The 14,745-nt window shown below is 72.4% G+C and carries 14 protein-coding genes and 1 pseudogene; 5 read left to right on the forward strand and 10 right to left on the reverse strand.

Annotated elements, in window-relative coordinates; genetic code table 11:
* Both Q0444_RS11700 and Q0444_RS11705 read right to left on the reverse strand, forming a co-directional pair.
* A partial coding sequence (locus Q0444_RS11700; protein WP_299023305.1) for an ATP-binding cassette domain-containing protein occupies positions 1 to 359 on the reverse strand: 359 nt, incomplete at its 3' end.
* Positions 360 to 711: 352 nt separating this feature from the next.
* Entirely contained in the window at positions 712 to 1,497 is a 786-nt protein-coding gene (locus Q0444_RS11705; RefSeq protein WP_299023306.1) for a thioesterase family protein, read from the reverse strand.
* Positions 1,498 to 1,533: 36 nt separating this feature from the next.
* Here Q0444_RS11705 and Q0444_RS11710 point away from each other — a divergent pair, with 36 nt between their 5' ends.
* Positions 1,534 to 2,733, forward strand: a complete 1,200-nt coding sequence (locus Q0444_RS11710; RefSeq protein WP_299023307.1) for a lycopene cyclase family protein — start codon at positions 1,534 to 1,536, stop codon at positions 2,731 to 2,733.
* Here Q0444_RS11710 and Q0444_RS11715 read toward each other — a convergent pair.
* From Q0444_RS11715 to Q0444_RS11745, 7 genes are read right to left on the reverse strand one after another with little or no spacing between them, the layout of a single operon-like run.
* Positions 2,730 to 3,191: a metal-sulfur cluster assembly factor gene (locus Q0444_RS11715; RefSeq protein WP_291081368.1), complete on the reverse strand. Its 462-nt coding sequence runs from the start codon at positions 3,189 to 3,191 to the stop codon at positions 2,730 to 2,732. The two genes, Q0444_RS11710 and Q0444_RS11715, sit on opposite strands and share 4 nt — an antisense overlap.
* A gap of 6 nt (positions 3,192 to 3,197) precedes the next feature.
* Positions 3,198 to 3,650: a Fe-S cluster assembly sulfur transfer protein SufU gene (gene sufU / locus Q0444_RS11720; RefSeq protein ID WP_291081370.1), complete on the reverse strand. Its 453-nt coding sequence runs from the start codon at positions 3,648 to 3,650 to the stop codon at positions 3,198 to 3,200.
* Complete coding sequence (locus Q0444_RS11725) at positions 3,647 to 4,906, reverse strand: cysteine desulfurase (protein ID WP_291081372.1); 1,260 nt, start codon at positions 4,904 to 4,906, stop codon at positions 3,647 to 3,649. The genes sufU and Q0444_RS11725 overlap by 4 nt, the downstream gene beginning before the upstream one ends.
* 18 nt (positions 4,907 to 4,924) lie before the next feature.
* Entirely contained in the window at positions 4,925 to 5,695 is a 771-nt protein-coding gene (sufC, locus tag Q0444_RS11730) for a Fe-S cluster assembly ATPase SufC (RefSeq protein WP_299023308.1), read from the reverse strand.
* 58 nt (positions 5,696 to 5,753) lie between these two features.
* Positions 5,754 to 6,962: a Fe-S cluster assembly protein SufD gene (gene sufD / locus Q0444_RS11735; protein ID WP_291081375.1), complete on the reverse strand. Its 1,209-nt coding sequence runs from the start codon at positions 6,960 to 6,962 to the stop codon at positions 5,754 to 5,756.
* Between the two features lie 5 nt (positions 6,963 to 6,967).
* Positions 6,968 to 8,425 (reverse strand): Fe-S cluster assembly protein SufB, encoded by a 1,458-nt coding sequence (gene sufB, locus Q0444_RS11740; RefSeq protein ID WP_299023309.1) that lies wholly within the window; start codon positions 8,423 to 8,425, stop codon positions 6,968 to 6,970.
* Entirely contained in the window at positions 8,422 to 9,159 is a 738-nt protein-coding gene (locus Q0444_RS11745; RefSeq protein ID WP_291079836.1) for a metalloregulator ArsR/SmtB family transcription factor, read from the reverse strand. The genes sufB and Q0444_RS11745 overlap by 4 nt, the downstream gene beginning before the upstream one ends.
* Positions 9,160 to 9,289: 130 nt before the next feature.
* Between Q0444_RS11745 and mptB the strand changes: the two genes are divergently transcribed.
* From mptB to Q0444_RS11765, 4 genes are read left to right on the forward strand one after another with little or no spacing between them, the layout of a single operon-like run.
* A complete protein-coding gene (gene mptB, locus Q0444_RS11750; RefSeq protein WP_299023310.1) occupies positions 9,290 to 10,876 on the forward strand; it encodes a polyprenol phosphomannose-dependent alpha 1,6 mannosyltransferase MptB in 1,587 nt (528 codons plus the stop codon).
* A 23-nt stretch (positions 10,877 to 10,899) separates the two neighbouring features.
* Entirely contained in the window at positions 10,900 to 11,835 is a 936-nt protein-coding gene (locus Q0444_RS11755; RefSeq protein ID WP_299023311.1) for an ABC transporter ATP-binding protein, read from the forward strand.
* Entirely contained in the window at positions 11,832 to 12,623 is a 792-nt protein-coding gene (locus Q0444_RS11760; RefSeq protein WP_291079830.1) for an ABC transporter permease, read from the forward strand. Before Q0444_RS11755 ends, Q0444_RS11760 begins: the two co-directional genes overlap by 4 nt.
* A gap of 37 nt (positions 12,624 to 12,660) precedes the next feature.
* Positions 12,661 to 13,644, forward strand: a complete 984-nt coding sequence (locus Q0444_RS11765; RefSeq protein ID WP_291079828.1) for a heme A synthase — start codon at positions 12,661 to 12,663, stop codon at positions 13,642 to 13,644.
* A gap of 93 nt (positions 13,645 to 13,737) precedes the next feature.
* Here Q0444_RS11765 and Q0444_RS11770 read toward each other — a convergent pair.
* Positions 13,738 to 14,745 (reverse strand): annotated as a pseudogene (locus Q0444_RS11770) (hypothetical protein); the annotation flags it as partial.

The following is a 14,745-nucleotide window of genomic DNA, read 5'->3' on the forward strand; positions in this document are numbered from 1 at the left end:
CGCACGGCCTTGTCCATGGCCTTGTCGTCTGGAGCCTCGACCATCTGGGTCTGCGCCTCGGTCATGTCGGCCATGAGCACGTCCAACCCGCGGGCCGACAGGACCCGGCTGCGCGCGAGCTGATCCATGTTGCCCTCGCGCGGGTCCTGCGGCAGATACCCCAGCTCGCTGGTCCGGATGATCTTGCCCGCGTAGGGCTCACCCTCGCCGGCGAGGATCCGCATCGTCGTCGTCTTACCCGCGCCGTTACGTCCCACCAGGCCGATCCGGTCGCCGGGCTGGACCCGCAACGAGGACCCGTCCATGTGGAGCAGGGTGCGCACGCCGGCGCGCACCTCCAGGTCGTCGATGGTGATCACGTGCGCGGGTACCTCGTCTGCTGCTCAAGGGGAATAGGGCCGACCAGCCACTCTACCGGCGGCGCGACGCCCCCGGCGACTCCGGTGACGTGGGTCTCCGGCCGCGTAGGCCCGGATGCGCCGGGCAGCGGGTGCACGGGGCAGCGGGGCGGCGGGCTCAGGCGGGCAGAGAGGCAGCGTGACCCGCTGGGTTGCGCTGCCCCCTCGGCTTACGCGGCCTCTGTGGTCCATTCCCCCAGCGCGGGTCCGGCCGAGGCGTGCATACAGGCAGCACAAGCCCGAGAGGCAGCGCGGGTCTGGCCGAGGCGTGCATACCGGCAGCGCAAGCCCGGGAGGCGGCGCGGGGCCGTCGTCAGCCGGCGCGCCGGCCGTACAGGTTCTGCACGCTGCGGCCGATCCGCCCCCGGTCGTCGGACAGGAGCGTGTCGGTGAGGACGCCGCCGCCGGGCCCGCCCACCGTCTCGGAGTCCAGGTGGACCCAGCCCGGTTCGGGCTCGCGGTGCAGAGACACCACCAGGTCGCAGTTGACCGCCGGGTACGTCAGCGGGTCCGTGGCCAGGGAGATCCCGCTGGCGGAGTCGGCCACCAGCACCGTGTGCTGCCAGCCGGTCATGGACTCCCCCTCGACCAGGTCGATCCGGCTCCGCCCCCACGCCGCGGCCGACCCCAGCTCGTCGCCGCTGCCGGCGTCAAAGGAGAAGTCCACCACGGACAGGTAGCCGTCGCCGTGGGCGAAGGACATCATGGGGCCGCGCTCGCGGGGCGCCGCCGGGACGGCCGGGCCGGCGTGCCCGCCGTGCACGGGGAAGTCCTCCGGCGTGGTCCGCATCCGCCACCCGCGGGCAACCAGCGCGGGCCGGCCGCCGCAGGACGCCGTGGCCTCGAGCAGCTCCACGCTGCGCCCGGGACGGATCACGCGGACGTCGATCTCGAGCGGCGCCACCGGGACCGGCCCCAGGACGTCCACCGAGACCCGGGCCAGCCGCATCTCGGGCCGGCGCTCGAACCGCTCCATCGCCCGCACCAGCACCGCGCTCGGCGGGCCGGCGTGCTGGGAGTCCGGCGACCACGGCCCCGCCGTCAGCGGCGAGGACTCGAAGCGGCCCTCGTCCACCTGCTGATAGAACGCTCCGGGCACGTCGCTCTCCTCGTCTCGGCGGTACTGTCGACTCCGATGGATACTACGGGGGGCGGTCTCTACGACGTCGCTGTCGTCGGCCTCGGGCCGGCGGGCCGCGCGCTCGCCTCCCGCTGCGCGGCATCGGGTCTGACGGGGCTGGCGATCGACCCCCGGCCCGACGCGCCGTGGCGGCAGACCCTGACCCTGTGGGCCGACCAGCTCCCGCCGTGGCTCGCCCGGGACGCCTGCGGCGTCGACGTCCTGGCGCACACGGTGCGCGGGCCCGTGCACTACTCCCCCGGCCGCACCGTCCTGGACCGGGTCTACGGCATCGTCGACAACTCCGCGTTGCGCGAGGCCCTCCCGCTGGGGGCCGGGGTGACGGTCGAGACGGCCGCGGTGGACGATTCCCGGCTCCCCGACCTCCTGCACCGGGCGCACCGGGTTGTGGACTGCCGCGGGGCCGGCGGACCGGGCCACCGCGGGCCCCTCCAGACGGCGTACGGGATCGTGCTGTCCGCCGCGGACGCCGCCCCCGCCCTCGGCGGCGACCCGGCGCTGTTCATGGACTGGCGGACGGATCACGACGACGACGAGGCGGGCCCCACGTTCCTGTACGCCATCCCCCTGGACGCCGACCGGGTCCTGCTGGAGGAGACGTGTCTGGCCGGGCAGCCCGCCCCGGATCCCGCGGTACTGGAAGCCCGACTGCGCTCGAGGCTGCTGCGCCGCGGGGTCGCCGGGTCGGCCCTCGCCGCGCCGCTGGCGGTGGAGCGGGTGCGGATCCCGCTCACGCCGCGACCCCCGGTGGCCGACGATCCACGGATCGAGGCGTTCGGCACCGCGGGCGGACACGGCCACGCGGCGACCGGCTACTCGATCGCCGCCATGCTCGAGGCGGTCCCGGCGGCGGTGTACGCCCTGGTGTCCGGGTTCCCGATCCCGGAGCCCCGCTCGCCGGCGAGCACCGCACTGCACGGGGTCGGCCTGCGGGCCCTGCTCCGGGCCGACGACCGGACGCTCCGCCAGCTGTTCGGCGCGTTCGGTCGGCTCGACGGCCGACGCCAGAGGTGGTTCCTCGACGGGGCGAGCCCGTCGTACCAGGTGGCCCGGGCGATGTGGGGAATGTGGGTGAGCATGCCCGCGCGCGGCAAGGCCGGCATGGTCGCGGCGGTCCTGAGACCGGAGCCGCGCCCCGCCGGCCCCGCTGGCCCTGCCGGCCCCGCCGCACCGGACCTCCCGGAGGCGGGTTAGACGGTGAACCCGATGGCCCGGAGCTGCTCCCGGCCGTCGTCGGTGATCATCTGCGGGCCCCACGGGGGCATCCAGACCCAGTTGAGCTCGAGGTCGTTGACGAGGTCGGCGCCGATCGTCGCGCTGCGGGCCTGGTCCTCGATCACGTCGGTCAGCGGGCACGCCGCGGAGGTGAGGGTCATGTCGACGCGGGCGATGGTCGAGCCCTCCGTCTCCCCCGGGCGCACCCAGATGTCGTAGACCAGCCCGAGGTCCACCACGTTGATCCCCAGCTCGGGGTCCACCACGTCGCGCATGGCCTCCTCGAGGTCGGCGACCAGCGCGAGATCCTCCTCCGACTGCTCGGGGCGGTTGGGGTCGGGCCGAAACTCGCCGTTGTACACGGTGCCCGCCGGGGTCTGGTCCTGCGACGGGTCGTCGACGGTGGGATCGTTGGGCGGGGTCATCTGGTCGGTCATGTCACATCACTCCTGAGGGGGTTCGGTCTGGCGCCCGAGGGCGTCCCGGTAGGCCATCCAGCCCAGCAGCGCGCATTTGACGCGCGCCGGGTAGCGGGACACGCCGGACAGCGCCACGGCGTCGTCGAGGATCTCCTCGTCGCCCTCGTGCTGCCCGCGGGAGGAGATCATCTCGTGGAACGCCTCGTAGGCCCGCAGGGACTCGGACACCGGGCGGCCGACGATCAGGTCGGCCATCATCGAGGTCGAGGCCTGGCTGATGGAACAGCCCTGCGCGTCGTAGGAGACGTCCGCCACGGTGGACTTGTCCTCCGAGAGCTGCAGCCGGAGGGTCAGCTCGTCGCCACACGTCGGGTTGACGTGGTGCACCTCGGCCCCGAAGGGCTCGCGGAGCCCGCTGTGGTGCGGGTGCCGGTAGTGGTCCAGGATCACCTCCTGGTACATCTGCTCCAACTTCACGGACGCCCACCTCCCATGCCGAAGAACTCCTGCGCCCGGCGCAGCGACCGCGCCAGGACCTCCACCTCGTCGAGCGTGTTGTACAGCGCGAACGAGGCCCGCACCGTGGACTGCACGCCGAGCCGGCGGTGCAGCGGCCACGCGCAGTGGTGCCCCACCCGCACCGCCACCCCGTCGTCGTCCAGCACCTGGCTCACGTCGTGCGCGTGGATGCCGTCCACCACAAAGGAGACGGCGCCGCCCCGCGCGACCGTGTCCGTGGGGCCGACGATCCTGATGCCGGGGATCTCGGCCAGCGCCTCCAGCGTGGCCGCGGTGAGCTCCTGCTCGTGCCGGGCGATGGTCTCCATGCCCACGGCCTCGAGGTAGCGGACCGCGGCGGCCAGCCCCACGGCCTGGGACACCATCGGCACGCCGGCCTCGAACCGCTGCGGGGGATCCGCGTAGGTGGACGCCTCCATGGTCACGGTCGCGATCATGGACCCCCCGGTGAGCACCGGGGGCATGGCGAGCAGGAGGTCACGACGCCCGTAGAGGACGCCGATCCCCGTGGGGCCGAGCATCTTGTGGCCCGAGAACGCGGCAAAGTCGACGCCCAGCCCGCGGAAGTCCACCGCCAGGTGCGGGACCGACTGGCAGGCGTCCAGCACGACCAGCGCGCCCACCGCGCGGGCGGCGTCCACCACCCGCGCCACGTCCGTCACCGCGCCGGTGACGTTGGACTGGTGGGTCAGCGCGATGACCTTGACCGCGTCGGTGAGCTCGAGCGAGTCGAGGTCGATGCGGCCCTCGTCGGTGATCCCGTACCAGCGCAGGGTGGCCCCGGTGCGCCGGCACAGCTCCTGCCACGGCACCAGGTTGGCGTGGTGCTCGAGCTCGCTGATCACGACCTCGTCCCCGGGCCCGACGGCGTACTCGCCGAAGCGCTCGTCGCCGAGCGCGAAGGCGACCAGGTTGAGGGCCTCGGTGGCGTTCTTGGTGAAGACCAGCTCGTCGACCCCGGCCCCCACGAACCGCGCGATGTCCGCCCGTGCGCCCTCGTAGGCGTCCGTCGCCTCCTCGGCGAGCTGGTGCGCCCCCCGGTGGACGGCGGCGTTGGAGTGCAGCAGGAAGTCGCGCTCCGCGTCGAGTACCGGCAGCGGCCGTTGCGAGGTGGCCCCCGAGTCCAGGTAGACCAGGGGCTTGCCGTCACGGACCGTCCGCTGCAGGATCGGGAAATCCGAGCGGATGGCGGTGAGGTCGAGGGTCGAGGTCATGTTCTCCCAGCCGTCTGATCAGGCGTTCGTGTGCTCGAGGTACTTCTCGTACCCGTGGGCCTCGAGCTCGTCGGCCAGCTCGGCGCCGCCGGACGCGGCGATCCGGCCGTCCACAAAGACGTGGACCCGGTCGGGCGTGATGTACCGCAGGATCCGCGTGTAGTGCGTGATGAGCAGGATCCCGCCGTTCTCCTCGGCCTTGTAGCGGTTGACGCCCTCCGACACCACGCGGAGCGCGTCCACGTCCAGGCCGGAGTCCGTCTCGTCCAGCACGGCGATCCTGGGCTTGAGCAGGTCCAGCTGGAGGATCTCGTGGCGCTTCTTCTCGCCGCCGGAGAAGCCCTCGTTGACGCTGCGCTCAGAGAAGGCCGGGTCGAAGTCGAGGTCGGCCATGGCCTCCTTGACCTCCTTGACCCAGTGCCGCAGCTTGGGCGCCTCGCCCCGCACGGCGGTGGCCGCGGTGCGCAGGAAGTTGGCGGTGGAGACCCCGGGGATCTCGGTGGGGTACTGCATGGCCAGGAACAGGCCGGCGCGGGCCCGCTCGTCGACCTCCATGGACAGGACGTCCTCGCCGTCGAGGGTGACGGTGCCGCCGGTGACCTCGTACTTGGGGTGGCCGGCGATCACGTAGGCGAGGGTCGACTTGCCCGAGCCGTTGGGGCCCATGATGGCGTGGGTCTGGCCCGACTCGATGGTCAGGTCGACGCCCTTGAGGATGTCGACGGTCTCGGCGGAGGCGTCGGTCGCGGCGACGCGGGCGGTGAGGCCCTTGATCTCGAGGATGGTCATTGTTGTGCTCGCATTCCTTCTGAAGTCTTCTGGGGTGGTCTCTGGGTGAGGGCCGCGGTCAGATGCCGGAGGACTGCAGCTCGAGCTCGACGGCCTCGGTGATCCGCTCGCGGACCTCGGGCACGCCGATGCGGTTGATCACCTCGCCGAAGAACCCACGGACCACCAGGCGCCGGGCGACGTCCTCGGGGATGCCGCGGGACATGAGGTAGAACAGGTGCTCCTCGTCAAAGCGGCCGACGGCGCTGGCGTGCCCGGCGCCGGCGATCTCCCCGGTCTCGATCTCCAGGTTCGGCACGGAGTCCGCGCGCGCGCCGTCGGTGAGGACGAGGTTCCGGTTCATCTCGTAGGTGTCGGTGCCCTCGGCGGCCGCCCGGATGAGGACGTCGCCGACCCACACGGTGTGGGCGTCCGGCAGGGCGGAGGTGGCGTCGCCCTGCAGCGCGCCCTTGTAGAGGATCCGGGACGTGCAATGCGGCACCGAGTGGTCCACCAGGAGCCGGTGCTCGATGTGCTGGCCGTCGTCCGCGTAGTACAGGCCGTTGATCGTGACCGTTCCGCCTGGTGCAGTGAAGCCCGCGAATGGCGCGATCCGCACCACCTCTCCGCCGAACGTCACGGCGGTGTAGGTGAGGGTCGCGTCCCGGCCGACCTGCAGGTGGTGGTTGGCCAGGTGGAGGGCGTCGTCGTCCCAGTCCTGGATGAGGATCACCTCGAGGTGGGCGGAGTCGCCGACGATCAGCTCGACGTTCTCCGAGATCGTCCCGCCGCCGCGCTGGTCCACCACGACCGTGGCGTCGGCGAACGGCTCCAGGCGGATCTGCGAGTGGCCGTAGGCGAGCCGTCCCTCCCCCGGCCCGTCGACCGTGACGTAGACCGGCTCGCCGAGGACGGTCTCCTTGGCCACGGTGAGGACCGTGACCTCCTCGACGGAGGTGTAGGCCTGGGCGGCGGCCCGGTCGCGCGGGGCGCCGGCCTCCCCGACCCGCGGGTCGGCGGTGGTGACGGTCTCGATCGTCAGCCCGTCGCGGTCGGCCACGGAGACCAGCAGCCTCCCGGTGGCGGTGACGTTGGATCCGTCGTGGACCCCCCGCAGCCGCTTGAGCGGGGTGAAGCGCCAGATCTCGTCCTTGTGGCTGGGGACCTCGAAGGCGTTCACGTCGAACGACGAGAACTGGTCGCCCTTGGTGGCGTCCACGGGGATGCCGTAGCGGTCCGTCACCGGCGTCGGGCCGGATCCTGTGGCGGGTGTCGTGGTGTCGGTCATGGCGGTCAGCCCACCGATCCTTCCATCTGGAGTTCGATCAGTCGGTTGAGCTCGAGGGCGTACTCCATGGGGAGCTCCTTGGCGATCGGCTCGACGAATCCTCGGACGATCATCGCCATGGCCTCGTCCTGGGCCAGCCCGCGGCTCATGAGGTAGAACAGCTGGTCCTGGCTCACCTTGGAGACCGTGGCCTCGTGCCCCAGGGTCACGTCGTCCTCGCGGATGTCGATGTAGGGGTAGGTGTCGGAGCGGCTGATGTTGTCCACGAGGAGCGCGTCGCACTCGACGTTGGACTTGGAGCCCTTGGCGCCGGCGTTGATCTGGACCAGCCCGCGGTACGCGGACCGCCCTCCCCCTCGTGCCACCGACTTGGAGACGATGTTCGAGGACGTGTTGGGCGCCAGGTGCAGCATCTTGGAGCCGGTGTCCTGGTGCTGGCCCTCGCCGGCGAACGCCACGGAGAGCACCTCGCCCTTGGCGTACTCGCCGGTGAGCCACACGGCGGGGTACTTCATCGTCACCTTGGACCCGATGTTGCCGTCGATCCACTCCATGGTGGCGCCCTCCTCGGCGCGGGCGCGCTTGGTGACGAGGTTGTAGACGTTGTTCGACCAGTTCTGGATGGTCGTGTAGCGGCAGCGGCCGCCCTTCTTCACCACGATCTCGACCACGGCCGAGTGCAGCGAGTCCGACTTGTAGATCGGCGCGGTGCAGCCCTCGACGTAGTGCACGTAGGCGCCCTCGTCGACGATGATGAGCGTCCGCTCGAACTGGCCCATGTTCTCCGTGTTGATGCGGAAGTAGGCCTGCAGCGGGATGTCCACCTGGACGCCCGGCGGGACGTAGATGAACGAGCCTCCCGACCACACGGCGGTGTTGAGCGCGGAGAATTTGTTGTCACCCGCCGGGATCACCGAGCCGAAGTACTCCTCGAAGTACTCCGGGTGCTCCTTGAGCGCGGTGTCGGTGTCCATGAAGATGACGCCCTGGCTCTCCAGGTCCTCGCGGATCTGGTGATAGACCACCTCGGACTCGTACTGCGCGGCCACACCGGCCACCAGGCGCTGCTTCTCGGCCTCGGGGATGCCGAGCCGGTCGTAGGTGTTCTTGATGTCCTCGGGCAGGTCCTCCCAGCTGGTGGCCTGCTTCTCCGTGGACCGGACGAAGTATTTGATGTTGTCGAAGTCGATACCGGACAGGTCCGACCCCCAGGTGGGCATCGGCTTCTTGTAGAAGGTGGACAACGCCTTGAGACGCTTCTCCAGCATCCACGCGCTCTCGCTCTTCTTGGCGGAGATGTCACGGACCACGGCCTCCGAGAGGCCGCGCTGGGCGGTGGCCCCGGCGTTGTCCGAATCGTGCCAGCCGTAGTTGTACTGGCCGAGTGAGGCGATCCGCTCCTCGTCGGTGGTCGGCTCGTGCCCTGTGACGTCGGCCGTCACCTGATCTGGGGTGATGGTCATCGCACTGTCCTTTCGGGGGTCGGAGCCGACGCGTCCGCGCCGGCAACAGCGGGGATCGTGGACGCGAGGTCATCCGCGGTCACGATCCCTGTCGGGATGTTGGTGGTGCAGGCGCAGTTGCCGCCGGCGATGGTGGCGAGGCGCTGCACGTGGGTGCCCACGATCTCGGACACCACCTCCTGCTCGGCCTCGCACAGTTCGGGGAAGTGCGAGGCGACGTTCCAGACCGGGCAGTGGTGCTGGCAGATCTGCAGGCCCGTCCCGGCCTCCTCGACCGAGGAGGCGTACCCCGCCTCGGACAGGGCCGCGGCGATGTCCGTCGCCGCGCGCTGGACGTCCCCGGCTCCCTCGGCGGGCCGCACGTGCCCGATCACCGATCGCACGCGGTCGCGGGCGAACTCCGCGACGGCGGCGGAGCCACCGACGCGGCGCAGCGCGGTGAGGGCCTCGACCGCCAGGTTGTCGTACCCGTGGCGGGCGGTGCTCCGTCCCGTGGCCGTGACCTGGAAGGCCTTGGCCGGACGGCCGCGGGTGCCCGCGGGGCGGGTGCGGACCGTCTCGACCTCGCCGGACTCGACGAGGTGGTCCAGATGCCGCCGGACCCCGGCGGCGGTGAGACCCAGATGGTCGCCGATCTCGCCGGCGGTGAGGGCCCCGCGCTCCAGGAGGAGTTCACGGATGGCCGAACGGGTGTCGGGCCGTGTGCTGCTGTCGTAGACGTGCTGCACGCTCATGCGCCTCTCCCTTCCGGCTATGCTCGGTGCGCCCCGGGTGGGACGCACCACACGATATTACGCAACACCCGTGTGACGGAAATATTCCCCCACCCCCGGGCGGGTCCGCACGGCCGGCGAGAGGTGACCTGTGGCACGAGCCTTCCCGAGCCGCGGTGCCGGATCGGTCACCGCGCGGCTCCACACCGAGGAGCGGTTCACCGGGGCCCCCTCGTCGGCCGAGATGGCCCGCCTGCGGCGCATCCGGAGGATCGGCACCACGGCGACCGTCGCGATGGCCGTGGGCGCGCTGGGCGCGGGAGCCCTGCCGGTCCTGCAGAACCCGGTGGCCGGCGAGCGGCTGTTCGGGCTCTGGCTCCGGCTCCAGCAGTCGTCGATGACCGTCGTCATGACGGGGATGGTCGTGGTGACGCTCTGCTGGCTGCTGCTCTCCCCGTTCGTCCTGGGCAGGGATCTCCGGGGGCGGCTGAGCGGGCGCATCGACAGGGCCACGCTCGACCGGATCATCGCCTCGTGGGCCCTGCCCCTCGCGTTGGCCCCGCCCATGTTCAGCAAGGACGTCTACAGCTATCTCGCCCAGGGGGCCATCGGCAACACCCTGCCGGACCCGTACGAACTCGGTCCCGTCTCGGCCCTCGGGACCTCGCACGCGCTGACGGTCAACGTCCCCGACATCTGGCGAGACACCCCCAACCAGTACGGGCCGCTCTTCCTCGGCGTGCAGAAGGTCATCCACTCCCTCACCGGCGACGAGGTGGTGGCGGGGACGATCCTGCACCGAGCGGTGGCCGTGCTCGGCATCCTCATGCTGGGGTGGGCCGTCCCGCGCCTCGCCGAGTACTGCGGGGTGTCGGACGTGGCGGCGCTGTGGCTCGCCGTGGCCAACCCCCTCGTGCTGTTCCACCTGGTCTCCGGGATCCACTCGGAGTCGCTCATGATGGGCCTGTTGGCGATAGGGCTGGTCCTGGCCCTGCGTGCCGTCGACTCGCTCGGCAGCGGGAGGCGCCCGGTCCTGCTCTTCGTGCTGGGGACCGTGCTCGTCACCGGGTCGGCGTTGGTCAAGCTCCCCACGGTGGTGGCCCTGGGGTTCATCGGGATGGCGTTGTCCCGCCGGTGGGGCGGGGGGTACCTCGCCACCGCCAGGGCGGTCGTGGTGATGCTGGCGATCAGCGGCGCCACGACCGGGGTGGCGATGCTGGCGACCTCGTCCGGGCTGGGCTGGATCACCAAGCTCGGCGCGGCGACGTCGCTGCGGAGCTGGCTGTCCCCTCCCACGGCCCTGGGGGTGATCGCGGGGGGGATCGGCCAATTCCTCGGGTTGGGAGACCACACCGCCCAGATCCTCGTCATGGTCCAGACCGCCGCACTCGTGCTGGCGGGCGCGTTCACCGTCCGGATGCTCTTCGCCGTCCAGTCGGGACGGATCAACCCGGTCGGCGGTCTCGGGGTGTCCATGGCCGCGATCGTCCTGTGCTTCCCCGTGGTCCAACCCTGGTACGTCCTCTGGGCGCTCATCCCCCTGGCGGCGTGGGCGTCCCGGATGGAGTTCCGCCGCCCGGTGGTGCTGGTGAGCGCGGTCCTCGCCTGCTTCACCCTCCCGCCGGGTGCGGGGCTGCCCCCGTTCGTCACCGTGCAGGCCTGGGCCGCGACGGTTGTCGCCGTGGGGATCGTGGTGGTGGCGATGTTCCGGTGGCCGGGGCTGTTGCGCTTCCGGTGATCCCGGCGGCCTAGAATGCACGGGTGACCTCCCCGACCGACTCCCCCGCGCTCCGGGTCGAGGGACTCGTCAAGACGTTCGGCGACACCGCCGCGGTGGCCGGCCTTGACCTGACGCTCGCGCGCGGTGAGGTGATGGCGCTCCTCGGCCCCAACGGGGCCGGCAAGACCACGACCGTCGAGGTGTGCGAGGGCTTCCTCCGCCCGGACGGGGGCACCGTGCGGGTCCTCGGGCTGGATCCCGTGGCCGACCGCCAGCGGGTCCGCAGCCGGGTGGGGATGATGCTGCAGGGCGGGGGCGCCTATCCGGCCGCCCGCGTCGGAGAGATGGTGCGGCTGGTCGCCTCCTACTACGCCGACCCGCTCGACCCCGACTGGCTGGTCGGCGAGCTGGGGTTGAGCGATCACGTCCGCACCCCCTACCGGAGGTTGTCCGGTGGCCAGCAGCAGCGCCTCTCGCTCGCGCTCGCGGTGATCGGGCGACCCGAGCTGGTCTTCCTCGACGAACCGACCGCCGGCCTCGACGCCCAGTCGCGGCGGGCCGTGTGGGACCTGGTCCGCGCGCTGCGCCGGGACGGCACCGCGGTCCTGCTCACCACCCATCTCATGGACGAGGCCGCTTCCCTGGCCGACGACGTGGTGATCATCGACCACGGTCGACGCGTCGCCTCGGGCGCACCGGCGGAGCTCGAGAGGGCGGGCACCGCGGAGGGTGTCACTCTGGTCGTCGAGGGCGACGCCTCCCCGGCGCTGCTGAGAGACGCGCTGGGCGAGGGACACACCGTGACGGCGGGATCGGCGTCCGGCGTCCTGGAGGTCCACGGCCCGGTCTCCCCCGAGCTCATGACCGCCCTGTGCGCGGCCCTGGAGCGGGCCGGGGTCCAGCTCACCTCCCTGGCCACCCGGACCAGGAGCCTGGAAGAGGTCTTCCTCGATCTGACCGGACGGGAACTGCGATGACCGACCCACTGGCCGACACCAACCGCTTCGCGCCGGGCACGTTCGCGCGCCCCTCCGCGCCGGCGTCACTCGCGCGGATGGTCGCGTCGCAGACCCGCATGGAGCTGATCCTGTTCCTGCGCAACGGCGAGCAGCTGTTGGTGGCCCTGGTGATCCCCGTCGCGGTCCTGTTCGCCCTCACCGCGATCGAGTTCGGGTCGATCCCCGATCCCCGCATCGACTACGCGATCACCGCCGTGCTCACCCTCTCCGTGATGGGGACCGCCTTCACCGGCCAGGCCATCGCGGTCGGGTTCGACCGCCGCTACGGGGCGCTGAAGAGACTCGGCGGGACGCCGCTGCCGCCCGCCGTGATCATCGCGGGCAAGATCCTCGCCACCCTGGTCCTGGTGGCGGGCCAGTCCGTCCTGCTGGGACTCATCGCCGCCGGACTCGGCTGGCGCCCGGCCCTCGCGGGGTTGGCGGTCGGCGCGCTCGTGATCGGCCTCGGGTCGGTCGCGTTCTCCTCGATGGGGCTGCTGCTCGGGGGGACCCTGCGGGCGGAGATCGTCCTCGCGCTGGCCAACCTCATCTGGTTTGTCCTCATCGGCGCGGCCGGTCTGGCGATCGGGGTGGCCGCCCTGCCCGACGCGATCCACGACCTCCTCGTCGTGGTCCCCTCCTACGCCCTGACCAGCGCGCTGGTCACCGCGCTCGACGGTGGGTTCCCCGCCCTGGCGGCGCTGGTCCTGGCGGTGTGGACCGCGGTCTGCGGCGGCCTGGCCGTGCGCCACTTCTCCTTCACCTGATCACCGACCCCGGCGGGCCGCGGCCTAGAATCACGGCGTGACCACGACTTCGCACGCCCCGACTCCCGGCACACCGTCCGCGCCCGTGCCCCCGGGGCCGAGGGGCCCGCTGTCCCGGCTGCCCCTACCCTCGCTCCGGGTGCAGAAGGGGCTCGCCCTGGCCAACGTCATCGCCCAGGTCGGGATCATGACGACCGGCGTGACCGTCCGCGTGACCGCCTCCGGGCTCGGCTGCGAGACCTGGCCCCAGTGCAACCAGGACAGCTTCGTCCCCGTCCCCGGCGCCGCGCCGGCCCTCCACCAGTCGGTGGAGTTCGGCAACCGGCTCCTCACCTTTGTGCTGGCCGCCGTGGCGGTGGCGCTGTTGCTCGCGGTCTACCGCGCGGGCCGACGGCGGGGGCTCAAACTGCTGGCCTGGGCCATGCCGGCGGGGATCCTCGCGCAGGCGGTGATCGGCGGCATCACGGTCCTGGCCGGGTTGGCCTGGTGGACCGTCGCGCTGCACCTGCTGCCGTCGATGATCCTGGCGTGGTTGGCGGCGGTCTTGTTCGTCCGCATCGGGGAGGACGACGCCGTGCCCGCCAGGCGGGTCCTCCCGAGGCCGATGGCCTGGCTCACCATCCTGTCCGCCGTGCTGCTGACCGGGGTCCTGGTCACGGGGACGATGGTGACCGGTGCGGGGCCGCACGCCGGAGACGCCCGGGTCGAGGCGGCGGACCGGCTCCAGCTGCCCATCCAGTGGTTGGTCCACTTCCACGCCGAGCTCATGGTGGGTTACCTGTGCCTGGTGGTCGGCCTGGTGCTGGGATTGGCCGCGCTGCGGGCGCCGGGGCCCGCCATCCGCCGCTGCGCGATCCTCATCGGCCTGATCGTGGCCCAGGCGGTCCTCGGGATCACGCAGTACCAGCTCGGCGTGCCGGAGCTCCTCGTGGTGCTGCACGTGACCCTGGCGGGGACCATCACCGCGGTCACCGGGTCGCTCTGGGCCGCGGGGGTCATCCGGGAGAAGGCCCTGGCGTAGGACGCCCGGTCGACGGACATCCGGTCGACGGACGTCCGGTCGACGCGAACGGCCCCGCCGGTGGCGGGGCCGTTCTGGTTTCCGGTGGCGTTGTCAGACCAGGGAACCGGATCCCGCCATGCGCTTCCAGTGGCCGGCCGGGACGTCGGTCCTCGACACGAGTTCGCGGTTCCACTCCGAGGCGGTGAGGCCGGAGATCGAGTCCCGGACGGCCTCGGCCTCGGGCAGGGAATCGACCATGTGGTCGCCCATGACGCCGTCGGCACCGACGAAGGTCAGGCGGACCCCGCGTCGACCGACCGGCTGGAGGACGACATCCGCCGTCCCCCCGTGACGGGCGAGGAACTTCCGGACGTACTTCGCGGCCCGGGCCGGCGGGGTCGGCCCGGCGGGGACCGGCGCGGGCTCGATCGTCTCGGACGCCGCCTTGGCGGGCTCGGGCTTCTCAGGCGGCGTCGCCTCGGCCGCGCTCTCCTGGGCCGCGACCGCCCCGGCTGCGGGGGGCGTCGCGGCCGGCGGTGCGGCGGCAGGGGCGTCCGCCGTCGTGGCCGCCTTCGTGTCCGCCGCGGCCCCGGTCGGCGCCGGAGCGGCCTCGGGGGTCGGCTCGGAGTCCGTCGCCGCCGCGCCGGCACCCGCGCCGGCCGCGGCCGCGGCCCCGCCGAGGGACAGCCCCGCGGAGCCGCCACCGGGTGCCTTGGCCTTGGTGCCGCCCCCGAGGGAGAGCCCGCCCGTCTTGCCGCCACCCGGCGCCTTGGCCGCCGACCCGCCGCCGAGGGTGAGCCCGCCGGCCTTGCCGGCCGCCGGAGCCTTCGCTCCCGTCTGTGCGGGCGTGGCTTCTGTCTTGGCCTCGGCCTCGGCCGGCGTCTCTGGCGCGGACACCTCGGCGGTGGCGTCCGAGGCGGCGGGTGCCTGCGCGGAGGGGGGCTCGCTCGCGGACGCCGCGGCGGCGCCGGCCGCAGCGGCCGCGCCCGCGGCGCCACCCAGGACCAGCCTGCCGACGGAACCGCCGCCGGGGGCCTTGGCCTTGGATCCCCCGCCCAGCTTCAGGCCGCCGCCGGGCGCGGGAGCGGATGCCGCAGGGGCCCGCGCCCACCCCGGCGC

The sequence above is a fragment of the uncultured Dietzia sp. genome, from assembly GCF_937873725.1.
In the GTDB taxonomy this organism is placed as follows: Bacteria; Actinomycetota; Actinomycetes; order Mycobacteriales; family Mycobacteriaceae; genus Dietzia.